Consider the following 25,324-nt stretch of genomic DNA (forward strand, 5'->3'; position numbering starts at 1 on the left):
CATTTGTGTCTTTCAATATTGTGTTTGGAGAGCGCAATTGGTGTCAGATAGTCTGCGGTTCCAGCACTGCGTGCTGGCTTTCAGACCAACCCGCGCCCGAAGGCAGGTCAACCGGCACATAAAACTCTTTGTGAGCACCCTGATGCTCGATACGAATTAAAATCTCAGTGCGCTGCCCGTTGCGCACGCGCACCGGCAAAGTAAGTCGGTTTGCCCCCGCGTTCAGGTCGGCTCGCCAGCGCAGCTCGCGCTGGTCGCCATAACCTTCCAGAGCAAGGTTTTCCGGCAGCGACACACTAATCATCGCGCCCGGCATGGCGCGCGTGGTATCGACAGAAACATTCACCGGCAATGTTGTCCGCACCCCGCTATCCGCTACTGCCATCTCACTGCTCAAAGGGGCTATTTCTGGCCCGGATGGCTGCCGATGCTGGAAGGTCGCAAAAACAGCCAGGACTAAGCTGGCCGCGGTGGCAAGCTGCCATCCCCGCACCCGGGCTCGCTCCTGGTTGCGCGCTTTCGGCAATGCGGCAGCGAGCACACGCGCTTCAAAGTGCTCACTGGGCTCTGGCGCCGGCATGGTGCGCAGCAGGTTGATCAGACGGAGTTCTTCGGCATACTCGCGGCAAGTGCTACAGCGGTGCAGATGCTTTAGCAGCGCGCCGTTGTTTTCCCGCTGCATCAATTCCAGCTCGCGGCGAGCCTGACAGCAATTCATTGTTTTCTCCTCGAAAGCTCTACGCTTACCCCTTAACACGCAGCAATCGCCTTAACAGTTCCCGGCTCCAGCACTAATCTCAGCTTTTTACGCGCCCGGTGCAGGCGGGATTTCACGGTGCCAACATTAATGTCTAGAATTTCTGCCACTTCCAATGCGGTATACCCCTCGACATCGTGCAGCAAAACAACATCCCGCCACGACTCGTCCAGTTCGACCAATGCACGATTCAACAATCTCTGTAGTTCGAGCTGGTGATAATGGTTGCGATCGTCCTGCAATTGCTCCTGAAAATAGGCGTCATCACTGATACAGGGCGCAGACTCGTCGATGGGTGAGGTGGCGCGGCGCCGGTACAGATCCACATAGCGGCGATATAGCACCTTGACCAGCCACGGACCGAGCTTGTCAACCGCATCTAATTCTTCGGTGCGGGGAAACAGGTGAGTCAGTACATCCTGTACAAGGTCTTCAGCGTCCCGCCGATCCTGTGTCCAGCGATAGGCCATGCGGTGCATCAGGCGCAAATGCGGACGCACCAGCGCGGTAAAGCGGTCTTCCTTCGCCGCCCGCCCACGAAAAAATTCGATCAAGGACACCCTGCTACCCCATTTGTCATTAGCTCACCCAACCATCCCCAAGGCTCAGGTCTCCGAGCCCCTGTTATCCTGCTTGCCCCCGTTAACACGCAGGCCACCGGCAAAAGGTTCCCGCAAACATAGCGCGATTGATGTCAGTGTCGAGGAGGAGAGCTGGGGCGGGGAAAGAAGGACGCCAGAAATGGCAAAAACCGGCACGAGGTTTCGCCAGCCGGGACTGCCAGAGGAAATTTGCGCTCGCGTTCGCCCCGGCTAGAGTGCGGAATCGGGGCATCGGCGAGGCCGCCACCCCTCAGCGGTGCGCGGTTGGAATCCCGGCCACAGCGGGATCCCCCCAAATGGGGAGATCCGACGAGTAGGGGAAGACGGGATGACGACGGTGAAGACGAGAGAGGGATTAGCTCGCGGAACGCTGACGCACCGCTTCAAACAGGCACACGCCGGTGGCGACCGAAACATTGAGACTGCTGACCTCCCCCGCCATGGGAATATTTATCAGGTGATCGCAGTTCTCCCGGGTCAGGCGACGCATGCCCGGCCCCTCGGCCCCCATTACCAGCGCAAGGGGCCCCGTCAGCGAAGCCTGGTAAATATTCTGCTGCGCTTCACCGGCAGCTCCGTAAATCCAAACGCCGGCCTGCTGCAGCATCTGCAGGGTGCGCGCCAGATTGGTGACGGTGACAAATGGCAATACCTCTGCCGCACCGCAGGCGACCTTGCGCGCGATCGGGGTCAGTCCCGCGGCCTTGTCTTTCGGCGCAATCACCGCGTGCACCCCGGCGGCCTCGGCGGAGCGCAGACAGGCACCCAGGTTATGGGGGTCGGTCACGCCATCCAGCACCAGCAGGAAAGGCGCCTCACCTTTTTCATCCAGCTGCGCCAGCAGTGATTTCAGGAACTGCTCGTCGTAGATGCGGGTATCACCCACACAGACCGCCACCGCGCCCTGGTGATTGCCGTCGTCACCGACTTTTTCATCCAGCGCGCGCCGATCCACAAAGCGGATCGCGATCTCATTCTGCTCTGCCTGGCGAATGATTTTTTGCAGCTTTTGATCCTTGCGCCCGCGCAACAGGAGAAGCTCCTGTACCTGCTGCGGAGTACTTTTCAACAGCGCCTGCACCGCGTGCAGGCCGTATACCAAATGTTGTGCCACGGCTTATTTCTTCCCGCCCGGTTTCTTGGACATTTTCTTCTTCAGCTTTTTCTTGGCTGCTTTTTTTGCCGCACGTTTCGCAGCCTCGGCTTTGTCCGCCTTCTGCGCTGCCTTGCGTGCCGCTACCGAGGGCCGCTTGCCACCTTTGCGCGGCGGCGTTTTTTTCGGCTTTCGCTTTTTCGGCAACGCCTCTTCGGCCACTTCCCCTTCCACAGGCTGCTCAACAGACGGCGGCACTATTTCCGATTCATCACTGCCTACCTTGCGCTTGCGAATCGGGCGCGGCTCATCCGCCCCGTCTTCTGGCTGGCTTTTCTTTTTGAGACCGGCGCCCCAGGGGCTGGCTTTTTTGTCTTCCACACTGAAATCCGATTTTCCGCGACGCTGTCGCTCTTTCTGAAACTCAACGGCCATTTCCATGGCCCGACCACTCACTGACGTAGGCTCTTCGCCCTTGCGCAACTTCGGTGCTTTTGGCGCCTTTGCTTTCGCTGGTGTTGCTGGTGTTTCCTCGGCCCGTTCCGGCTTCTTGTCCGCTTTGGGCTTTCTGTATTTAGGGTTCTGGTAGCTGGGGCGCGGATGCAGTTCGACAAAGGTGAAGTCCACCTTGCGCTCCTCCAGATCGACCCGCGCCACCTGCACGGTGACGCCATCCCCGAGATGGAATCTGGTGCCACTGCGCTCGCCCACCAGTCGCTGCTGGGCCTGCTCGAAGTGGTAGTAGTCCTTGGGCAGGGCAGTGACGTGTATCAGCCCCTCCACGTACAAGTCATCCAGCTCCACAAACAGTCCGAAACCGGTCACCGCACTGATCACACCGCGGTAAACCTCGCCCACATGGTCCTGCAGGTACTCGCACTTGAGCCAGCTGACCACATCGCGGGTGGCGTCGTCGGCGCGGCGCTCGGTCATGGAGCAGTGTTCTCCCAGCTCCACCATGGCGACGGTGCTGTAGGGTAGGATTTCCTCTCGCTCCAGCGCGTGCGCGCCGGGCGCTTGGCGCACCTTCTTTGCCACCGGCGCGGGGTTGGCGCTGCCGTTCCTCACCAACCAGCGCAACCCGCGGTGTAACAGCAGGTCCGGGTAGCGACGGATTGGCGAGGTGAAATGGGCGTAGGCGCGGTAGTCGAGGCCAAAATGACCGCGGTTTTCCGGCTGGTACACCGCCTGGTTCATGGAGCGCAGTAACATGGTCTGGATGATGTGGAAGTCCGGGCGTCCGTCGACCTGTTGCAGCAGGGCCTGGTAATCGCTGGGCTGCGGCTCGCTGCCGCCCTCCAGACGCAATCCCAGTTCGCCGAGATATTCGCGCAGGTTCTCCAGGCGCTCCTGCTTGGGGATGTCGTGCACCCGGTACAGAGCGGGCAGTTCCGCCACTTCCATCAGCTCCGCCGCACACACGTTGGCAGCGAGCATGCACTCCTCGATCATCTTGTGCGCATCGTTGCGCTGCACCGGCACGATGCGCTCGATTTTGCGCGTGGCATCGAACAGAATGCGGGTTTCCGTGGTTTCAAAATCGATCGCACCGCGACGATCGCGGGCGCCACGCAGGGCGGTGTACAGATCGTGCAGGTTGTCGATATGCGGTACCAGCGCGGCAAACTGTTTGCGAATGCCGCTATCGCGATTGTCCCGCTCCTCCACCATCTCCCCCACCTGGGTATAGGTGAAGCGCGCGTGACTGCGCATCAGCCCCTCGAAGAACTGGTAACCGAGAATATTGCCGGACTGGTCGATGCGCATCTCGCACACCATACACAGGCGATCCACCTCCGGATTCAGGGAGCAGAGACCGTTGGAGAGTTTCTCCGGCAGCATCGGCACCACAAAGTCCGGGAAATAGACCGAGTTGCCGCGCTGATGGGCCTCGACGTCCAGCGGGGTACCCACTTCCACGTAGTGGGACACATCGGCGATCGCAACCAGCAGCTTCCAGTTGCCGTCCGGCAACGCCTCACAGAATACGGCGTCGTCAAAATCGCGGGCATCTTCACCATCGATGGTGACCAGCGGCAGCTGGCGCAGGTCGATACGCGCCTTCTTGTCCTCTTCCAGCACCTCGTCGGCAATGCCTTCCACCTGTGCCAGCACTGCCGCCGGCCAGGTGTGGGGAATTCCGTAGTTGCGGATGGCAACATCGATTTCCATGCCGGGGGCAAGATGGTCACCGAGTATCTCGGCCACTTCCCCGTGAGGCAGGGTGTTGCGTCCCGGCTGGGCGGTAATATTGACCACCACATACTGGCCACTCTTGGCGTCGGCGCACTTGCCTTCCGGCACCATCACATCGAGGGTCATGCGCGGGTTGTCCGGGCGCACGAAACAGATGCCATCCTCGCGGTAGATCCGCCCGGCCAGCTGATGGGTGTTGTGCTTGATCACGCGCACCACGGCGCCTTCGCGCTTGCCGCGGAAACCGCCGGGGGTTTCCCGCACCAGCACCTCATCGCCATCGAACACCTTGCGCATCTGGCGGTGGGACAGGAACAGGTCGTCACTGCCATCGCCGGGAGACACAAAGCCAAAGCCGTCGCGGTGACCGATAACGCGGCCGCGCACCAGGCTCATTTTGTCGAGCACGCCGAAATCCCCGGCGCGGTTGCTGGCGATCTGCCCATCCCGGGACATGGCAATCAGGCGACGGCGCACACCTTCGCGACGATCCTCGTCGTCGATGGAAAGCAGGTCCGCTACCGCCTCCCAGGCCAACGGACCCGGCTGCTGCTCGAGCAGATCCAGCAGGAACTCGCGGCTGGGCACGGGCTTTTCATATTTTTCGGCCTCGCGTTCAGCGTGCGGATCGGCTGTCGGTCCAGCGCTGTCAGCGGGGGATGAGTTTGGTTTGTCTTGATTCAAAACAGCTTCCATTGTTCTGCGGTTGACCGCGCAAGCCTGCCCGGCCCCGGCTTACACCCGGCGCAGTGGTATGAGTGGGTACAACAAGAAGTGGCGAATGCCGGGAGCGACCGCAGGCCACTCATAACGTTGCACATTGCCGCGAGTATAAGCGATTTAAGGGTAATTCCCGACCCGTTTTGCGACTCTCCTACCCAGCCATCGCCCCGCCCTGCGGCAGGCGGCGCAAAAAGCTGCAAAAAACGTTGACACCCCCCGGGGGAATCCCTATAGTGCGCGTCCTCAGCGGAGCACACCGCTGTTTGCCCAGGTGGCGGAATTGGTAGACGCGCTAGCTTCAGGTGCTAGTGGCCTTACGGTCGTGGAAGTTCAAGTCTTCTCCTGGGCACCATCTTCAAAAAAGGGGCCGACTCGCAAGAGTCGGCCCCTTTTTGTTTTGCCCCTCACCCAACCAAAAGCGATCCCCTCTGGTTGGCGGAAGCCACACTGTCCGAGCGAAGGTGGCGATAGCGGGAACAGCCTTGTGAAACCTTCAAAAACAGGATGTTTTTGCAGAGCCCCCAGGGATGGTTTCACGGCGTGTTTCACAAGGCTGTTCCCGGTAGCGGCACCGCCACCGAACCTGAAACCGGGGGATTACCCCGTATTCCGCATCCCCGCCGCAATACCCGCAATCGTCACCATCAGGGCACTCTCCAGCACCGGATCTTCCTCGCGGGTGCGCAGGCGCGCCATCAGCTCTGCCTGCAGCAGGTGCAGCGGATCGGTGTAGGGGTCGCGGACACGGATTGACCAGCGCATTACCGGGTTGTTATCCAGCAGGCTCTCGCGGCCGGTGAGCTCACTCAGGGCGGCGACGGTGCGCGCCAGGCGGCTGCGCAGCTCAACGCCCAGGCGCTGCAGCTCCGGATCGTCGGTGAGACGCTCTTCGTACCACAGGGCCACGCGGGTATCAGACTTAGCCAGCACCATTTCCAGCATATCCACCACGGTGTGGAAGAAGGGCCACTCCTCGCTCATGGTGCGCAGGGTTTCCGGCGCATTTTCCAGGCCGGTTTCCAGCGCCGCACCGGTACCCAGCCACGCCGGCAACATCAGGCGCATCTGCGTCCAGGCAAACACCCAGGGAATCGCCCGCAGGGTCTCCACTCCACCACCGGGCTTGCGCCGCGCCGGGCGACTGCCGAGGGCGAGACGGCTCAGCTCGGTTTCCGGGGTAACCGTACGCAGGTAGGACACCAGCGCCGGATCATCCTGCACCACTTCGCGATAGGCACGCACGGAGGCCTGGGTCAGGCGATCCATTTCCGCACGCCACTCCGGGCGCGGCTCCGCCGGCGGCAGCAGTGTGGCCTCCAGCGTGGCGGCGACATACTGCTCCAGGTTGTACGCGGCCACTGACGGGCGCCCGTACTTGAAGCGGATCATCTCGCCCTGCTCGGTGACGCGAATACGGCCCGCGACCGATCCCGGTGGCTGCGACAGCAGCGCCATACGGGTGGGAGAGCCACCGCGGGAAATGGAGCCGCCGCGACCGTGGAACAGGGTCAGCGGAATACCGCGCTCGCGGAAGATACCGGTGAGCGCCTCCTGGGCGCGGAACTGAGCCCAGGCGGCACCGAGGAAGCCGGCGTCCTTGGCGGAATCGGAATAACCGATCATTACTTCCTGCCCGGCCTTTACCCGCTCGCGATAGAAAGGAATCTCCAGCAGCGCACTCATGGTGTCGCAGGCATTGTTGAGGTCGTCGAGGGTCTCAAACAGCGGCACCACGCGCATGGGCTCGCGCACACCGGCAATTTTCTGCAACAGCATGACCGCGAGCACATCGGAGGAGGTCCGCGCCATGGAGATCACATAGGCACCCAAGCCCTCCGACCCCTGCTCTGCAATGACCTTGCAGGTGTCCAGCACCTCGCGCACCTCGTCGGTACAGAATTCGCTCTCAAAGAAGGCGCCATTCACCAGCGGGCGGCGACTCTCCAGCTCCCCCAGCAGGAACTTCTGTTTCACCTTTTCCCCCCAGCTTACGTAGCTGCCGAGATCCAGGAAGCGGGTGATGGCATCCACCACATCGGCGTGGCGGGTGGACTCCTGGCGGATATCCAGACGCAACAGGGTGATGCCGAAACAGTTCAGCCTGCGCAGGGTGTCTTTCAGCTGGCCGTCGGCGATGGCGGCAAGACCCACCGCGCGCAGGGAGCGATCGATCAGGCTCAACTCCACATGCAGCTCACTGCCGCTCGCATAGATCTCGCCCTGGGGCTCGTCGCCACCGTTGACCCGCGCCTCCATCAATGCGCGGGTGTTGCGCAGGCGATCGCGCACCTCCCGCAGCAACAGGCGGTAGGGCTCCTGGCTGGGACCGGTGCGCGCCAGCAGTTCGTCACTGGCGCGGTGCATGGACAGATCCGCGAGCAGGTTTTCCACATCCCGCAGATACAGGTCCGCCGCCATCCAGCGAGCCAGAGTCAACACCTGACGGGTAACTTTTGCGGTAACGTTGGGGTTGCCGTCGCGGTCGCCGCCCATCCAGGACGCGAAACGGATCGGCACCCAGTCGGACGGCAGCGGCTCGAGCCCCGCCAGGGCAAGCTCACCCTCGATTTCCCGCATTCCCTGAGGCACCGCCTGCCACAGGGACTGCTCGATGGTGGCAAACCCCCACTTGGCCTCATCGACCGGGGTCGGGCGCTCGCGACGGATTTCGTCGGTGCACCAGGCAGACAGAATCTGCTCCCGCAGCAGGCGACGCTGATGTTCCGCCTCTTCCGGGGTGCAGTCCGGACGATCCAGGCCGGTAAGCAGGTCTGCCATCTGGTCGTATTTGCGAATCAGGGTGCGGCGAGTCACTTCAGTCGGGTGCGCGGTCATTACCAGCTCCACGGACAGGCCCGACAGCACCTCGCGCACCCGCTCCGGGCTCACATCGGCTTTCTTCAGCTCCTCCAGCACCTGACGCAGGCCGCGGTCGGTATCCGGATCGCCCGGGAAGCGCTCGTGCTGGCGATGCAGGCGCTCGCGGTGGCGCTGCTCGGCAATATTCGCCAGGTTCAGGAACTGGCTGAAGGCGCGCGCCACCTCCAACAGGGTGTCGTCATCCAGGGGATCCAGCAGTTCCCGTAGTTTTCCTACAGGCATCTCGCCCTGACCGCGACTCTCCACCGCCACCTGGCGAATGGTCTCTACGGTGTCGAACAGGGCGTCACCGGCCTGCGTGCGCAACACGCTGCCCAACTCCTCCCCCAAAAGGCGAACATCTTCCCTCAGCGGGGCATTTTGATCTTGATCCACGGAATTCCTCCCTCTTACCGGAACAAAAAGTGGCACTATTTTTACATATTTCAACTTCGAGATTGATGCCCGGCACAACATTTTTGTAAAAAAACTACAAAACGGTTGCGGAGAGCCTCTCGAGGAGCCCGATTCGCGCGATACCGACCGCACCCAACAGTCACACCTGACAATTGACTCCCGCCAGAAAAACGCTATAGTGCGCAGCCTCGACGGAACGCACCGTCGAAAGCCCAGGTGGCGGAATTGGTAGACGCGCTAGCTTCAGGTGCTAGTGGCCTTACGGTCGTGGAAGTTCAAGTCTTCTCCTGGGCACCATATCCAAAAAAAAGGCCGACTCGAAAGAGTCGGCCTTTTTTATTGCGCGCCGGGGCCAGGCCCCGGCCGGCGGCAAGGTTATCTACCACCTACCGCCGCGGAAGCCTCGCGCCGACGCTTCTCTTCTTCGTCGTCATCCATGGGTACCAGCTCTCCGCCCTGCAGCCGCACTTCCGGCAGGTTCAGTACGTCCACACCCAGGCTGTAGGGTGCCACTTCACTGAAGATACCCGGGTCCAGCTGCGCGATATCATCCACCGGGTTCTGCACCGCAGACTTCAACCCCTGGGTGGTCTCATTACTGGCGATGGAAACGCCTTTGTTACCGATCGCGGTAAACAGTGGCATCTGTCCCTCGAACGCCGGCTCGTAATAGAAGAGCGAGACGATATCCACAGACTCGGTGACATTGAACCGCAACGGATTGATCACCGTACCGATATTGCCCCAGCGCTGCTGCTCGGTACCGATCACGGCGGTACCCGCAGTAATGTGGGTGTCGCGGAAGCTCTCGGCAGTCAGCAGGCCAAAATTGGCGCTGGCCAGGGACAGATTGCCGCGGCCCACGTTGATCTGGCCGATAACCAGATCGTCGGCTTCCACAATCGATACATCGATATTCCCGCCGCTGGTACGCAGTGACAGGGACTCGACATCGGAGTTGATATCCAGGTCACCGGCCAGGGTCAGATCGGCGTTGCTGGCCTTGAGTGAGCCACCGATGGTTTCTGTGGTGCTGCTGACCAGGACGACGTCGCCACTGCCGTCGTATTCCAGCGCCATATCGCCACTATTAAATTCGACGCCTGCTGTACCGCCATCGCTGGTGAAGTCCATCTGCTGGCTGGAAACCAGATCCAGACCGCCCGCGCTATCCTGCAGTGACTCGAAACCACTGAAGGTGAATTCTCCCACCTGGTTTTGCGCGCTTGAATCACCGGTGATCTGCCACTGCTGCTGCGCTGCCAGTTGCATCTGTAGCTGATCGCTACCGGAACCACCGGAAAGCTGTGCAGGCTGGCTGCCCGCCATTATCTGCAGAACATCGTCACCGGCACCCAGCAGCAGACTATCCAGCAGTGTGCCACCCATGATCACGGCGTCATTACCGGCCCCGGTATCCAGCAAAGCCAGGGATCCGCCATCCAGGTTGAACGTATCGGCACCGTCGCCAGCAACGATCTGCTCAAACCCGCTGAAGGCCACCGAGGACTGCGCATCCGAGACACTGCCGCCACTGGCACCCAGGGTCCAACTCATATCGGCATCAAAACCGTACAGTGTGTCGCTACCGCTGTCCGCGGTGATCGAGTCCACACCGGCAAAGGTGACCCCGCCCATTTGCAGGCTCTGCGGGCCGCTCATCAGGTAATCGGCGCCGAATGAGGGGCCGCTATAGGCACCGGTATTTTCCACCTGCTCCAGGTTTTCAAACAGCACGGTTATGGCGTCGACGGTGGCGATCGCGGCACCTTCAACCAGCGCAGAATTCTGCTCGAGCGAATTCCAGCTAGCCCCATCAGCGCTGACGGTATCCGCACCTCCGGCGGCATCGACACTGCCAATACCGTCGAAACCGATACCTGCGACACTAATACCGCCGTCGCTTGCGAGACTGAACGCATCCGCTGCAGAGGTCCCGAGCAGGGAATCATCGCCGCCGTTACCGACCACCTGATTGATACCACTGAAGTCGATGCCCTCGACACTCAGCGCACCGGACTCGCCCGCGAGTGCAAACTGCTCATCCGCGCTGGTGCCGCTCAGGCTGGCGCTATCCGTTACCACCCGATCGATACCATTGAAGGTCACGCCATTGGCGGATACCCCCGCACCGCTGACCAGCTGCCAGTTACCGGCATCACTCACCACCTCGTTATCCCCTTCGCCGCCGGCGAACACTTCCGCGACGCTGTCAAACAGCAGGCCAAACACGGAGATTTCGCTGCTGTCGGCACTCAGCGCAAAGCTTTCGGAGGCCGTGTTTTGCGCGGCATCGATGATCGCGGACTGGGTGGAGACCTGTTCGATCCCGTTAAAAGTCACACCTGCAGCGCTGGCGCTACCCGTGCCACTTCCCAGGGTCCAGCGCTCACCGCTAGTGCTCGTTACCTGATCGGCGCCGGCTCCCGCATTCACCTGGGTTACATCGGCAAAGTCGATACCTGATGCCTGCAGGCCGCCATCGTTAGCCAGTGCGTAGAGGGTGTCAGTGTCCGCACCGTCGAGGATGCCATTACCGCCGCTCGCCTGCTCCACTTGACTGAAGGCAATAGCTGCATGGGACACAGAGCCGGATTCCGCACCCAACTGCCAGCCGCTGTCGGCAGTACCGACAATGGCATCGGAGCCGCCTGCGCCAGTCACCGAGGACACATCGCTAAATGTCATGCCCAGGCTGGAGAGCGCACCGGTACCGGTCACCGCAAATTGGTCATCGCCGCTAGTGCCGGTCAATGCCCCGGTAGCCGTCACCACACCGACCCCGGTGATACTGATATCGCCACTGGTCACCGCGTTGGTGCCGTTCAGAGTTACACCGCTCCAGGCCTCCAGCTCAGTCACGCCATCTTCCAGTGCCAGGCCCTGCAGGCCGCTGAACGTAGAGGCGCCGGAAGCGACTGTGCCACTGGCAGTGATACGCGCACTCTCCTGCCCGCTAACTTCGAGGCTCGCCCCCTGCCCCACGTAGCTTTCCACTTCACTGAACTGAATCCCGTCGTGGGAAACACTGTTGTCCCCGGCCAGCGCGTACCCCTGGCCCGCGCGGGAGATCACTTCGTCATCTTCGCCACTGCCGGCGGAGACGGTGTCCAGATTCCGGAAGGCCATGCCATTAACGGTGAGGGCGCCACTGCCCGACAGTACAAACTGTTCGGCGCTGGCGCTACCAACCAGGGCGGAGGTGCTCACACTGTCGATGCCGGTAAAGGCCATCTCACTGCTGCTGAACGCGCCATCCGCCCCCGCCAGCTCGACACTGGAAATAGTACTGACATCATCGCTGCCAACACCGCCATCGACCGCGGTTACGTCCGAGAACTGAACGCCGTCGGCAGTCAGTGCGCCGCTGCCGGTTACCGCAAAGGTGTGCCCGCTATCATCCCCGACAATACGGCCGGAACCACCGGAGAACGCCTCAACACCGGAGACCGTCACACCATCGTGTTGCAGGCTCGCGGCATTTTCTGCCAACTGCCAGTCGGCGCTGATGGCGCTGCTGAAGCTATCCTCGCCAGCACCACCGGCAAGTGCAGTCATGCCGTCAAACTGGAAACCACCGACGCTGATCGCGCCATCACTGGCAAGCGCGAATATGTCGGCGCCCGTGCTGCCGGTCAGGGTTCCGGTGGTCGCCTGCACGATACCCAGCAGGCTGAGCGTATCCGCAAGTAACTCTCCCGCAGTATCGGACAATGTCAGCCCGGCGCTATAAGCGCTGGCATCCAGGGTGTTGTCCGCAGATACGCCATCCACAAACGCCATATCGTTGATGGTGAGAGAACCTACGGAGATGCTGCCGTCGCTGTTCAGAACAAAGTTGTCGGCGTCACCGGTACCGTATAGCCCCCCATTTAAGGCATTGAGTATTTCTACATTCAGGAAGGTGATGCCATTATTTTCGGCGCTGCTGTCTCCCTGTACTGTCCAGTCCTCGCCACTGAAGCCGGTGACGGTATCAACACCATCTTGACCATCCACCCGGGTGGAGGAACCGATTTCAAGACCATTGACGGTGACACTGCCGTCAGGGTTAAACGAGATATCATCGTCGCCGTTGGTGGCTCCCACAACGCCGACATCAAGCTTGCCGATATCGTAAAAAACGATGCCCTCGGCGGTAACAAATTCGCCGCCCTCACTCAGGTCCGCCGAGCCGGCGGAACGAACGGTATTGGTGCCGCCGTTACCGTTTACCCGACTCAGCCCCGAGAGATTCAGTGCCGCGACGCTAATCGCGCCTTCGCCGGCTATCTGGAAGGTCTCATCCTCAGCGGAGCCATCGAGCTCTGCCAATATTGCGGAGTTCAGCGCCGTAAAAGTCAGAGTCCCCGCCGCCTGCAGTTCACCGTCAGTGCCGGTCAGCGCGAGCACATCGCTGTAGCCACTGGCATCCAGCTGGTCACCGGTAGCTGTGGGGTTGGTAACGGCGTCGTAGGTCGAGCCGTTGCCGAGCACGCTCGTCAGGCCCGTAAATGCCATACTGCCGTAACCGACGATCGCACCATCGGCTTCGCTGCCATCCAGGGTAAAGGCGTCGTCGCCGGCGGTGCCGGTAAGTGTGGCCGTATCCGTATCGATGCTGCTGAAACCATCGAAGGTGACACTATTACTGCTCTGTGCAGAGTCTGCATCCAGCAGCGTCCAGTTGATGCCGCTGGCACTCTCAACACTGTTGCCGGTACCACCGGCGGTGACACCGGTAACTCCGTTAAAGGTGATGGCACGGGCAGTAATGTTGCTATTGGTCAACACAATCACATCGTCCTGCGCACTGCCAGTGAGCAACGCAGTATCAGCCGATGCCAGGCCACTGAAAGTTATGTCATCCGCGGTGACCTCTCGTGTATTACCGGTAAGGGCCAGGCCCGCGACAAAAGCGGTGGCGTCGAGGTTGGCATCATCCGGAGCACTGAAGCTCTCGACGTCGCTGAACAGGATGCCGTCGTGATCAACCGACATGTCCGCATTCAGCGTAAAGTCCTGACCACCGCGAGACACAACAAGGTCTTCTTCATCGACACCCGTACCCGCGTTGACGTTGCTCAAGCCGGTGAACTCAATGCCTGCGACCTCGAGGGCACCACTGCCCTGTAGGGTATAGGTTTCCGCCGCGGTGCTGCCCTGTAGCGCAGACGCAGTGGCTTCATCAATACCGGTAAAATCAATTGCGCTGGTATTGAAGGCGCCATCGGAGCCCGCCAAGGCAACCTCGGCGATGGTCGTTACATCGTCCGTGCCAGTGCCCGCATCGACACCGTTGATACCACTGAACTGGTGTGTGCCATCAACGGTAACCGTATTGTCCGCAGTAACCTCAAACGCGTGCCCGCTGTCGTGCCCCTTAATCACCCCGGAGCCACCGGTGAAGGTGTTAACGCCTGCGATGGTAAGGTCGCTATCGTGGGTAACACTGACCAGATTTTCTGCCAGCCCCCAGTCTCCACCGGCAGCACTGCTAAAGCTGTCGGAGCCGCCGTTGCCGTCCAGATCTGCAACGCCGTAGAAGTTGTACCCGGTATAAGTGTCGATGGTCAGGGTGTCGTCGGCAGCCAGATTAAAGACTTCCTGGCGTGCTGTAGCGGTCAATGTGCCGGTGGTGATCTCGGTGATGCCGGTAATGCCCAGGCCGTCGGCGTCCAGCTGGCCAACGGTGTCGGTCAGACTGATTCCCGCACTGAAGGCGCTGGCATCCAGGGTATCCACATCACCATTACCGTCCAGAGAAGTCATGCCGGAGATGGTTATGCTGTCAGCAAAGGTAACACTGCCATTCGCGTTCAGAGTAAAACTATCGGCACCGGTAGTTCCCAGCAGTCCGCCGCTGACGGCCTCCAGAGTTTCGGCATTGATAAAGGTGATGCCGTTGTTCTGGGCACTGGTGCTACTCAGTAGCTGCCAGTTCTGGCCATCCATGCCGGTAACGCTGTCGTTGCCCCCAGCACGCGCATCAATGGTTGTGACATTTTCAACGGTGATGCCATTGACGGTCAGATTGCCGAAACCGTCGAAGACAATGGTGTCATCGTTGTTGGTGGCGTTGAGATTACCGGTACCAGCCGCATCAATTGTTCCCAGATCATAGAAATCTATGCCGCTGCTGCTGACATAGTCACTCTCCATGGTCGGTGTGTCGATGGCCACCAGCTTATCGTTGTCACCATCACCATGTATCTCGGTAAGCCCGGAAAGGTTAAGCCCGGCAATCGTCAATGCACCTGAACCACTTACCGCGAAAACTTCTGCATTGTCAGTTGCGGTCAGGTTGGCAAGGATTGCGGAATTCAGGGCTTCGAAGGTCAGAGCGCCCGCGGCCTGCAGTTCACCGTCGAAGCCAGTCAGGGCCAGCGTATCGCTGTAGCCGCTGGCATCCAGCTGGTCACCGGTAGCGGTGGGATTGGTGACGGCATCGTAGGTTGAACCATTGCCGAGCACGCTCGTCAGGCCGGTAAATGCCATGTTACCGTAACCCACGGTCGCTCCACCGGCTTGGCTGCCGGTCAGGGTAAAGGCGTCGTCGCCGGCAGTGCCAGTGAGGACGGCCGTATCGGTGTCGAAGCTGCCAAAACCGTCGAACGTAACACCATTACTGCTTTGAGCTGAGTCTGCATCCTGTATAGCCCAGTCAATGCCACTAGCGCTGGAAACACCATCGTTACTTGCACCTGCAGTAACCGAAGTGAAACCACTGAATTCAAATCCGGAATATCCGGAAACATCCAGCGCTCCGCCGCTCGCCAGGGTAAAGATTTCCTGTGCATCACTACCCAGGAGTTCACCACTGGAGGTAACGACGCTCCATGAATCCGAGAAAAGAATAGACGCGTTGCTCACACTGCCGCCACCCAGGGTCCAGGGACCGGAACCTGTGACCTGGTCATTCCCGGATCCAGAAATACTCGACAGCCCGGTAAATGTGAACGCGTCACCATTCAGGTCCGCGTTATTTGTGGCGTTCACATCCAGTGATACATTCTGTCCATTGGTGTCTACCGTTGAAACACTTGCGGACTCGAAGTCGGAAAAGAGAATACCGCCGTCGACCGAAAAACCGGGCTCATCTTCCGCCCCGGCGAGATGCGAATAAATCTTGCTGCCACTGGCATCATCGAGGTACAACACCGCCAGCCCGGGTGTCTCTTCCGAGAAGCTGTCGTTTCCGTCGGAGATCACCTCCCGAAGTGCGCTGAAGACCATCTGGTTAACAGTTACGGTCTGCGAACCACTACTAGACCCGATTACGAAGTCGTGCTCGGTAATCGCTGTAGCAGAGGCCGTCAACTGATCAGCGGTGATATTGGAGATATCGGAAATGGTCAGGGTACCGGCAACCACTTCCAGTACATTATCGGTTAGCGTCAAACCATCGGAGAAGGCACTGGCATCCAGAGCAAGATCGCCCGCAGTACTATTGTCAAAACTCGAACCTTCCCGCAGCAAGGCAAGACCACTAAAAGTGGTATTTGCAACAATAACGTTGCCATCGGACTCGAGAGTGAAACTCTCGCCGATATTGAAATCCAGCGTACCACCGGCAGTGTTTATGGTGTCGAAATCGACAACATTCAAGGAGCCATTCGAAAAGTAGACCGCAGATTCATCAGTGCTGTTAAGGGTCCAGTCATCGTCCCAGTTTATGATTTCTTCACTGGTTTCAGTGCCAACGATTTCCGTTAATCCGGAGAAGACTATACTGCTGCCACTAGCTGAATAAGTAAAATCACTGGTGCCAGATCGGTTAAATTCAGTTTCTCCATTCTCTCCCTTATCGGCGGCCTCAAGTGTATTGGTTATCACACTCTGCAAGTTGGATATTTGAGTGCCCGTCCCTTTGACCGTCACACTATGCGAGCTATCCCCCACTACCAAACCTGGAGAATAAGCAGTAGCTACCAGCGTGTTATTCGTAGTCCCATTGCCCGTACTTACCGAATTTAAATCTTCAAACCAAAGACTGAACAATCCGATATGCCCAGACTCATTTACTGTATATTCATCTCCAGAATTTCTGGCAGCCAGGGTTTCAACAAAACCCTTGATAGACCAGGTTCCCGTGAAATCTATTTCGCTATTTTTAGCGCCACCTTCAATTGCTTGCCAATCGCTCCAATCGCCAGCAAAGGAAAGTGTATTTCCGGAACCACCAATTGCGCTATTGAGACCGGAAATCTGTAACTTGGCCTCTGTAAATGTAGAGTCAGTTACAGTGGCGTTATTATCTTCGGTTACGGAGAGAGCAACACCTCCCGCCCCGGAGGTATCAACCTCTTCAGCGGCAACATTGTTAATGCCGGTAAAATCTATTTCCGAGGATGTAAAGGCACCGTCCGAATTTGTTAATGCAATTGTGCTGATGGCGGTTACGCCATCCGCACCCGCACCACCATCTACATTGTCGATTCCGCTGAATTCATGTGTACCATCAACAGTCACCGCATTGTCGCCGGTTATCGCGAACTCGTGGCCACTTTCGTGTCCTTTAACAACACCAGAACCACCAGAGAAACTACCAACTCCTGCAATGGTGAGATCACTTTCTATTGCGCGATCATGGGTTACGCTATCCAGATTTTCCGTCAGGATCCAGTCGCCAGTCGATGCGCTGTCAAATGAGTCAGCTCCACCGTTGCCATTCAGATTAGTGACACCGTAAAAATTATAACCCGCAAAAGTATTTACAGTGAGGGTGTCGTCGGCGGCCAAAGCATATTGTTCATCAACCGAATTGCCCGTTAATGTACCAACTGTTACTTCAGTCACTCCGGCAATGATAAGCTCTCCAGCTATCAGTTCCCCGGCGTTGTCGCTCAGGGAAATACCAGAGGCAAACCCGCTGGCATCAATAGAATCCTCGCCGCCGAGACCATCAACGGCATTGAGGTTTTCAAAAGTCACATCACCGTAGTCAATTTTACCATCGGTAGTCAGAGCGAAATCGTCATCGGGGACACCGTCAATTCCATCATTACCAAAGAGCGTAACGCCCTCACCCACCACAACACCATCGGCATCCGCAATAGTTGCCACAAGCGTGTCTGATCCACTATCGAGACTTAGAACTCCGCTACTTAACTCAATGGACGCAACTGCAGATAGTGCGCTGACATCGAAGGAATGATTACCACCCTCGTTGGTTATTGTGAGAGGGTTTGCTGACTGAATATCTCCAATATTATTTGCGACCGCATCGCCAGTTTCACTGGCATTTAAGAGGCCCACACTCAATGAAAAACTATTGACATCAACATCTGCGTTATTGGTGAAACCATTAACTGCTATTACGTCCAGGCTGCCATTACTGGCGGTTACTGCCTGACCGATGGCCAGCTCCACGGCGTCTCCAGATTCGAGTTTAAGAGAGGATTCCCCGCTCCAAACCACGCCCTGCTCAACCGTAAGAGCCTCTGCGTTCGCGTCAATCGTTACTGTTGCATTATCATCCAGTGCGTCAACGACTGCCGCAGAACTGATACAGTTTTCAGCACAGTCAACACCGTCCAGTGCCACGGATCGGGCAGTAACTCGCCACTCGCCACCAGCAGCGGTATCTGCATCATCGGTAACCACGGAAACCGCGGATGCACCCGCAATTGCAGCTCCCGAGGTGGTTGAAACGGTACCGCCGGTGCTACCCGAACCATTACCGGTGCTACTGATGGTTCCATCCAGAGTAAGACTTTGAGATGCGCTCACGGTGATATCACCACCATCCGCCACCGTATCAATCACCGTAACCGGGTCGGTATCGGTATTGGTGTAGGTATTTGCGTCCGCAATCAACGCACTATCGGCCCCGAGAACAATCTCCTCGGCGGTAACGGTAATTGTTCCGGCAACGGCATTCTCAACTTCACCGTTACTGACGGTCAGGGATCCATTATTGTTAATCGTTGCAGAACCTGGCCCGTAGGCTCCCAGGGTGATCGTGCCTCCACTGGTATCGATGCCGGTCGCGATTACAGTGCCTGTGTTGTTTACCGCTGCACTTAGCAGTGCGTCCGCGGCACGCGCTTCCATCACAACCTGTACAGCACTGAGATTGCCAGAGTTAACTATGTCATAACTAACCCCAAACTCCGCCTGAAGATCCTCCTCACTTATTGCAACCTCCGTAACCACCCCCTCACCCAAGGTAAGGGTTATTTTCTCGCCGGCGTGGAAATTTATATTGCCGCTGACCAGCTCTCCGTTTTCTGCTGCGGAAAGATCGCCGGCATTGGTCACACTGGCGCCAATTAAAGTGATACCGCCAGGTGCGGAAATATTGCCTCCCGCGAGAATGCTGACTTCGCCTGCAGCATCACTTAATGTGAATTCGTAGTCGCCATCTGAACTTGTGACGTTCCCGTCCATCGCTGCGGCGGTAAGAGCTGCCACACTGACCACGGCGCTCTCACCAAAAAGTACACCTCGAGGATTGATCAATACCACATGACCGTTCGATTCGAGTCGCCCCAAAATTTCTGTGCTGCCGTCAAGAACTCGGTTGATCACGATGGCAGAGGGGTCGAAATCTCCGTTCGCGCCCGTCAAAGTAAATTCAGCGCTTTCACCTACTTCGATGACGAATTCGTCCCAATCTATTTGCGCGAACTTTCCATCGATTTCATATTTGTAATCAACTGAATCAGCAGCGGTATTATCAGTCACCGTGCCTACAACCACGTCCATGCCACTAGGACCCGCCATGGCAAATTGCGGTGTAGCCAAGGTGATGCCGGCCAAACCAGTCACACTTACTGCAACAGAAAGCAAATTTCTTTTCATATTCATGATTCTTGCCACTTAGCTCCATGGCGGCGCCGCAGCGCTGCCGATATCATTAAATTCGAAGTTTGATTACTGCAGGAAGTAGGAAAAGTCTGCGTATACCGTGGGATTGTCGACATCGTCTCCGGTGCCTTCAATGGACGATTTCGAGGTCGTCGGCCAGGCCACCGACAACTGGCTCGCCCAGTTTTCACTCCAGCTGAACTTGAACAGGAATCCGGCTCCGGCGAGGGCCGCCCAGTCATTGTTCAGGTCTTCTTCAAAGTTGTTCACGACGCCATAGCCGGCATCGGCAATCACGGCCACCTGCAGCATGTCGTTCAGGCGGTTACCAAAGATTCTGGGGTTGATCGCATCGGGAAAGGACGGATACCACTCGGCGGAGATCAGACCGGCCTGATCGGCAGAGAAATCGCGCACATCAAAGGCGCGCACGCCGTTGGCGCCCCCCAGGGAGAACTGCTCAAAGGACGGCAGGGTGTTTTCACTGTACTGCCAGCGGCTTTTTACAATCAGACGAGACTGGGAATCGGTCAGCGGCATCGGCAAAAAGAGCAGCGAACTGGTTTCCGCCGCGAATTTTTCAAACTCGGAATCCGTTTCCAGATCAGTTTCACCCGAGTAGCTGGCAAGCTCGCCGTACTGAATTTTCGCGTTGACCACGTTTAGCATGGGAATGCTGCCACCGGAGAGGTGGTCCACATAGATACCGGCCTCGCCCCCCAGCGCCTGATCCCAGCGTTCAAGGATAGGCGTCGCAGCCATTATTTCGGTTTTTTTATCAGTAATTGCGAAGTTGCCGGTGATATTGAAATCCCGCGAACGCCGGAACTTATGCTCCACACTCAAGCCGTAGTTCTCGTTGACACCCTCCAGCTCGAGCAGGTTGATGAAGTCCTCTTTATTCTCGGAATTATGGATCTTGAACTTGTTGTAGTCGGCAGAAAGCTGCACTCGCGTACGCGGGCTCAACAGCGGCAGACTGTATTTCAGCTGTCCAAGATTAGATCCAAAGCCAGAATCGAATTCGTCTATACCGGAAGACTTCAGGTAACCCACCGTGAGTTCATCACCGATTCCAAGGGGATTGAACCAGTCGACGGCAGTGAAAATTCGGTTGTCGCCGGTAAAGGTGGAACCGTGGTTATCCATGCGGGTGACCAGGCGCCAATCGCTCTCGTCGCGCACTTTCAGGTTCAGACGGGTCTCGCCCGGGTTGTCGCCGGGACTGAAATAGCCGGTGACGTTCAATGCCGGCAAGTCATTGAGCAAATAAAGCGATTCTTCAATACTGTCGTGATTGACCAGCTCACCTTTTTGCGAGGAAAAAGCGGCAGCCAGCTGCTTTTCGCTGTACTTTTGGTTGTCGTGTACCGACACCTGCCCGAGAATCCCTTCCTGCACCGAAAAGGTCACCACGCCGTCCTGTACTTCCTGTGCAGGAATCTGCACCTGCGCCAGGAACAAGCCTTGTTGACGATAGAAACGGGTCAGTTCAGCCGCAATATCTTCCAGATCGACATAACTCAGGCCGCGCTGGGCGTTCTGGCGTTCCAGCGTATTGACCAGCTTGCGCAGCTCCCTCGGCCCCAGGTTTTCCGGCGCAAAGCGCGCGCCCATGCCATCGAGCAACAGCGCGATTTCCTTCAGATTGTCGACGGTGTAACCGGCTGCGACAACCTTGTCTTCTTTCATGTATTGGACGCGCAACGCTTCGGCTTTCGCTTCCACGGTTTCGCGGTCTATACCGAACTCCGGGTACTCTTCCAGACGGTGGAAGCGAAATTTTTTAACCGAGATACGCGGACCGATTTCACGCCCGGAGACCTCTGGAATATCGGTATCCAGGTTCGGGTCCCGGGCCTCCTTGGCGCGACGCTCGAATTCTTCCGATACGTCGGAGTCGTTTACATGGGGTACATCCTGTTCAAAAGCCTGGCGCACCCGGCTGCGAAAACCGCTGTCGCCGTCCTGCGCGCTCGCTTCTGCCGCAGTCAGCAACAGTCCCGCCGCCGAGACCGCTAATAATCCCTTATTGAACAAAGCCACATTTCCCCCCTTGGAATATGCCAGATGTATCCACAGACTGATTTGCCGACCACAACACTGTTCTGTCGTCAGCGGATCGCTATGTTTTTTTGAGGTGCTCAGCGCACCAGATCGCGCACGATACGGAACCCGGTAATCTCATCACCGGCGCCGCTGTGCAGTGTTTTTGAGGTGGCCAGACAGCGGCTCATGGCATCCAGACGGCTGCCGCCGGCGGCGATCAGCTGCTTGTCCATGCCGATCACCCACTCCTGGACGTTACCCACGGCGTTAACGATACCGAAAGGATTGGCCTTGCCCGCATTGGCGGCGACCAGCTCCAGCCCCCGTTCGATACCACCGTATCGCAATGAACAGTTGCGGTCGGAGACTTCTGGTTGGCCATTGGCACTGGCCGCAGCAAACCATTCAGTTTCGCTGGGCAGTCGGTAACTGCGCCCGGTTTCAGCACTCAGCCACTGGATATACTGTTCGGCCTGCTCGCGGGAAATGTTATGCACAGGTAGTGCGCCGTTATCGAGCTGTAAGCCAGCGCACTTGCCGGCTGCCTTGCAGAAGCGCGCAAACTCACTATTGGAAATCTCGTAGCGCCCCACCGCTAGCGGCCTGCCGGAAGCACCTGTGACAACCACCATTTGCGGACCGTAACCTCCAGCCTGCATGGGATCGGCACAGGTGTAACGATCGCCGCGTGCACCGCTGCCCGGGCGCAGATGTGCGCAGTAATCGATATCGAATTCAGCCAGGGGGCGCTGTGCAGGCAGAATGGCACGCGCCTCCTGAAGCAGCCCCGCGGTGCGCTCGGGGCTTTTCGCCGCCAGGCGCCCAAAACATCCGGTAAGCTCCTCTGCCAGTACGGGGCGCAGGACCGCGGCCTTCGCACTATCGAGTTCTGCGAGACGGCCGAGTGCACTGTCGATCGCAGACACCTGCATTCCGAAGCCGCAATTCAGCGCGGATTCCATATCGTCCAGCACGACGTCGATCTTGCGCTGCAATGCGGCAGCGGCGAGTTGCCGCTGCTCGCGGAGCTGCTGCTGGCGAAGGCGTTCGGCTTCGCGCTCCGCAGCAATCCGCTCGTCTTCCAGACGCTGGCGGAGCTCCTCGCGCTCCTGCGCCAGCTGACCGCGGATTTCTTCCGCACCTTCAACCTGCTCGTTCCAGCTGGCGGCGCGACCGAGCATTTCTTCTGCGGGCTCCAGATTACCGAGCGTCAACTGACCGGTGGCCGCCGCGATAAAGAGGTCGGATACTTGTCGATGCACGGACTCGGGGAATGCCACATCGTTGGGATTGAGATTGACATACTCATCAAGCTCTACGCGCAGGTCGCGCTCCCAGGATGCGGTAAGTACACTGAGCCCCAGCAAGCGATTGATCGCCTCGCGCTTGTCCGCAATACGGCGCTCGAGCAGCTCGCGCTCCAGCTTCTGCTCCAGTTCCACTTTCACTCGCTGTTGCTCGGCAACATTTTCCTGCTCGAGGTGGGAGTAACCAACGCCCCCCGCTATCAAGGTGGCTATGAACAGGCTGCCGAAGGCCCATTTCCACCCCGCCTTACCGAAAAACTGATGGACGAATTTATCCACAGTGACCGTGCGATCCTTTCGCTCGAACGCCAGCGCGGCTTCCAGCGCGCGCCACTGGCGACGACTGAGGGAGCGGATGCGCTTGGGCTTCAGCTTGCGCTCGAACGCCTTGTCAGCAGGGACCTTGTTGTACGGATGCCGACCACTGAACAGTTCATACGCGACACAGCCAAGTGCATAGACGTCATCTGTGGGTTGCGGCTCACCGCCCTTGAGCATTTCATAACTGGCATAGGCCGGCGTTAGGGCACCGAGGGTTCCGGCGTCAAATATGGTCTGCTCACCGGCCTTGCTGGCAATACCGCCTTCGGACACCGCGCGCGCAATGCCGAAATCAATGACCTTGGCACCCTTTTTCTCGGTAACAAAGATGTTCCCCGGCTTGAAATCCGAATGCACGATCCTGTGAGAGTGTGCATAGATCAGGGCCTGCGACACATCGTGCAATATCGCGGATGCGCGCTCCTTCCCAAGGCCCACATCGGCATGTTCACGCAACAGCTTGTCGAGGGGCGCCCCTTCGAGGAACTCCATGGTCATGAATACCCGGTCGCCTTCGCGGTCGAAGTCGTAAACGGTCACGATATTGGGGTGTGCCAGGGTTTGGGATTTACGCGCCTCGCGTTGGAGGGAAATGAAAGCGTCGGGATGTTTCTGGAAGTCTTCGTTCAGCAGCTTGATCGCCACATAGGGATCACTATCACTGGCTTCCAGCTTGCGTCGGTCGAGCGCCTTGTACACGGCACCCATACCGCCCACACCCAGCAGCTTGTCCAGCTCGAAGCGGCCCTTGATGACGGTTTTGGTCACCGCCCCTTCGCGGGAGGTTGAGGGCTCGAAGTGAACGGCACCATAGGGCTTGGCACGCGCAGACGGCGGATTCCCGGAGTCGACGATTACGGTCGCATCGGTACTTGCCGAGGATTCTTCGGGAGCTCCGGAGGGAACCAGTCCCGGGTTTGAACCAACCGGGGGGTGATCATTGGCCCCCGTATTTTCATGACCGACAAAAACCGTCACATCAGAATCATCGCACGCAGATAGATTCTCACCGGCTTTTTTGACTATTCGGGTCTTGTCACTCACTACCATCTCCCTGGCGTAAACGTTGCAGAAAATCCCTTTTCTACTCATGCGTGACACCCGGCACGATCAATTGCCTTTTCAGATCGGGCAACGACTACCAGTGCGGGCTGTCCAGACTGTATTAAGAAGCGCGAAGTATAACGGAGGCCTATTCCCGCAACAATTGAACGACGGCGAGAAAGCGCAGAAACCTCATTACATTTTCTTACAATAAGCTCACAAGCGCCGATAACTGATACACCCGTACCAACACAATCTTAAGACCCGAATTTTTTTGTAAATTCGTACTAAATACTGCCGTAAAATCGTGCCAGAGTCGGATGACGACCCAAATGCCCACCAGGCAAGCAAACGCGATGAAATTAATTCGTGCCAGAGTGCATTTAGCCTGCGCCACAGTCCGTGTGGGCCTTTAGCAGTAAGCCAAATAATTCGTGCCAGAGTCGATTAGTAAATTTTGTTAAACAGTTTTTTTTTGTATTTGTGTCTGCTTAAATCCATCCCGCTTGCCAACTCGGCAATACCCAGGTTACTGCTTTACGGCGGTAAAGGAATATCCACCATCGTGTCCATAAAATATTGAGGGATTAACAATGGCTATTTACATGAACTTCAACAGCAATGCTCCTGCCGGCAACGTAACCGCCAAGGGCTATGAAAACTGGATTGAAGTTGACAGCTTTAACTTCGGTGTAGGCCGTGGCATCAGCATGGAAGCAGGTGCGGTTGCCAACCGTGAAGCTTCTCGCCCGAGCCTGAGCGAAGTCACTGTAACCAAGCGCATCGATGCGGCTTCCGGCGGCCTGTTCAAGGCCTCTGTAACCGGTGACGAAGGCGTCAAGGTCGAAATCCACGTTGTACAGACTGGCGCAAACTCCGTTGAGAAGTTTGCCGTCTACACCCTGGAAGACGTAATCATCTCTTCCTACAGCATTTCCGCCTCTTCCGGCGGCGCGCCCCATGAGTCCATCTCCCTGAGCTTCTCCAAAATTGAAGCCGACCTCAACCACGCGGACAAAACCAACAAGAACCCAAAAAACATGCGTGTGGGATACGACCTGTCTACCGCAACTCCGCTGTAATCGGTATATCCGACTCGAGCCGATGTGGGTGGCTTTTGCCACGCACATCGGCTTTTGACGTTCGCACGCTTCAATAGTGCAAC

General features: G+C 57.9%; 9 protein-coding genes and 2 tRNA genes. 3 read left to right on the forward strand and 8 right to left on the reverse strand.

The genetic code is table 11. The features are described from left to right. Positions 1–43: 43 nt before the first annotated feature. From HUW35_RS05125 to rnr, 4 genes are all read right to left on the reverse strand, one after another. Positions 44–718: an anti-sigma factor gene (locus tag HUW35_RS05125; RefSeq protein ID WP_181254549.1), complete on the reverse strand. Its 675-nt coding sequence runs from the start codon at positions 716–718 to the stop codon at positions 44–46. Between the two features lie 32 nt (positions 719–750). Then, positions 751–1,311, reverse strand: coding sequence for an RNA polymerase sigma factor (locus HUW35_RS05130; RefSeq protein WP_181254550.1), 561 nt, complete (start codon positions 1,309–1,311; stop codon positions 751–753). Between the two features lie 403 nt (positions 1,312–1,714). Further along, a complete protein-coding gene (gene rlmB, locus HUW35_RS05135; protein WP_181254551.1) occupies positions 1,715–2,473 on the reverse strand; it encodes a 23S rRNA (guanosine(2251)-2'-O)-methyltransferase RlmB in 759 nt (252 codons plus the stop codon). 3 nt (positions 2,474–2,476) lie between these two features. Further along, on the reverse strand, positions 2,477–5,344 hold the full coding sequence (rnr, locus tag HUW35_RS05140; RefSeq protein ID WP_181254552.1) for a ribonuclease R: 2,868 nt from the start codon (positions 5,342–5,344) through the stop codon (positions 2,477–2,479). Between the two features lie 292 nt (positions 5,345–5,636). On the opposite strand from rnr, the gene HUW35_RS05145 reads away from it, so the two are divergent. Continuing rightward, a tRNA-Leu gene (locus HUW35_RS05145) sits at positions 5,637–5,723 on the forward strand. 245 nt (positions 5,724–5,968) lie between these two features. On the opposite strand, the gene ppc is transcribed toward HUW35_RS05145, so the two are convergent. Continuing rightward, entirely contained in the window at positions 5,969–8,626 is a 2,658-nt protein-coding gene (ppc, locus tag HUW35_RS05150; RefSeq protein WP_181254553.1) for a phosphoenolpyruvate carboxylase, read from the reverse strand. 231 nt (positions 8,627–8,857) lie between these two features. On the opposite strand from ppc, the gene HUW35_RS05155 reads away from it, so the two are divergent. Then, positions 8,858–8,944: transfer RNA gene (locus tag HUW35_RS05155), tRNA-Leu, on the forward strand. A gap of 78 nt (positions 8,945–9,022) precedes the next feature. Here HUW35_RS05155 and HUW35_RS05160 read toward each other — a convergent pair. The 3 genes from HUW35_RS05160 to HUW35_RS05170 form a co-directional block, all read right to left on the reverse strand. Next, complete coding sequence (locus HUW35_RS05160; protein WP_181254554.1) at positions 9,023–19,432, reverse strand: filamentous hemagglutinin N-terminal domain-containing protein; 10,410 nt, start codon at positions 19,430–19,432, stop codon at positions 9,023–9,025. Between the two features lie 72 nt (positions 19,433–19,504). Next, the gene (locus tag HUW35_RS05165) at positions 19,505–21,484 is read right to left on the reverse strand and encodes a ShlB/FhaC/HecB family hemolysin secretion/activation protein (protein ID WP_181254555.1); all 1,980 of its coding nucleotides are present in this window, start codon (positions 21,482–21,484) and stop codon (positions 19,505–19,507) included. Positions 21,485–21,582: 98 nt separating this feature from the next. After that, positions 21,583–24,207: a bifunctional serine/threonine-protein kinase/formylglycine-generating enzyme family protein gene (locus HUW35_RS05170; RefSeq protein WP_181254556.1), complete on the reverse strand. Its 2,625-nt coding sequence runs from the start codon at positions 24,205–24,207 to the stop codon at positions 21,583–21,585. Between the two features lie 545 nt (positions 24,208–24,752). Between HUW35_RS05170 and HUW35_RS05175 the strand changes: the two genes are divergently transcribed. Then, positions 24,753–25,241: a type VI secretion system tube protein Hcp gene (locus HUW35_RS05175; RefSeq protein ID WP_181254557.1), complete on the forward strand. Its 489-nt coding sequence runs from the start codon at positions 24,753–24,755 to the stop codon at positions 25,239–25,241. The last annotated feature ends 83 nt before the right edge of the window (positions 25,242–25,324 follow it).

It is taken from the genome of Microbulbifer sp. YPW1 (assembly GCF_013367775.1).
Lineage (GTDB): Bacteria > Pseudomonadota > Gammaproteobacteria > Pseudomonadales > Cellvibrionaceae > Microbulbifer.

What these genes read in the sequence shown, in the direction of transcription:
- HUW35_RS05125 (WP_181254549.1), bottom strand. Translation starts at nt 718, where the DNA reads ATGAATTGCTGTCAGGCTCGCCGCGAGCTGGAATTGATGCAGCGGGAA.
- rnr (WP_181254552.1), bottom strand. Translation starts at nt 5,344, where the DNA reads ATGGAAGCTGTTTTGAATCAAGACAAACCAAACTCATCCCCCGCTGAC.
- HUW35_RS05160 (WP_181254554.1), bottom strand. Translation starts at nt 19,432, where the DNA reads ATGAAAAGAAATTTGCTTTCTGTTGCAGTAAGTGTGACTGGTTTGGCC.
- HUW35_RS05170 (WP_181254556.1), bottom strand. Translation starts at nt 24,207, where the DNA reads ATGAGTAGAAAAGGGATTTTCTGCAACGTTTACGCCAGGGAGATGGTA.
- HUW35_RS05175 (WP_181254557.1), top strand. Translation starts at nt 24,753, where the DNA reads ATGGCTATTTACATGAACTTCAACAGCAATGCTCCTGCCGGCAACGTA.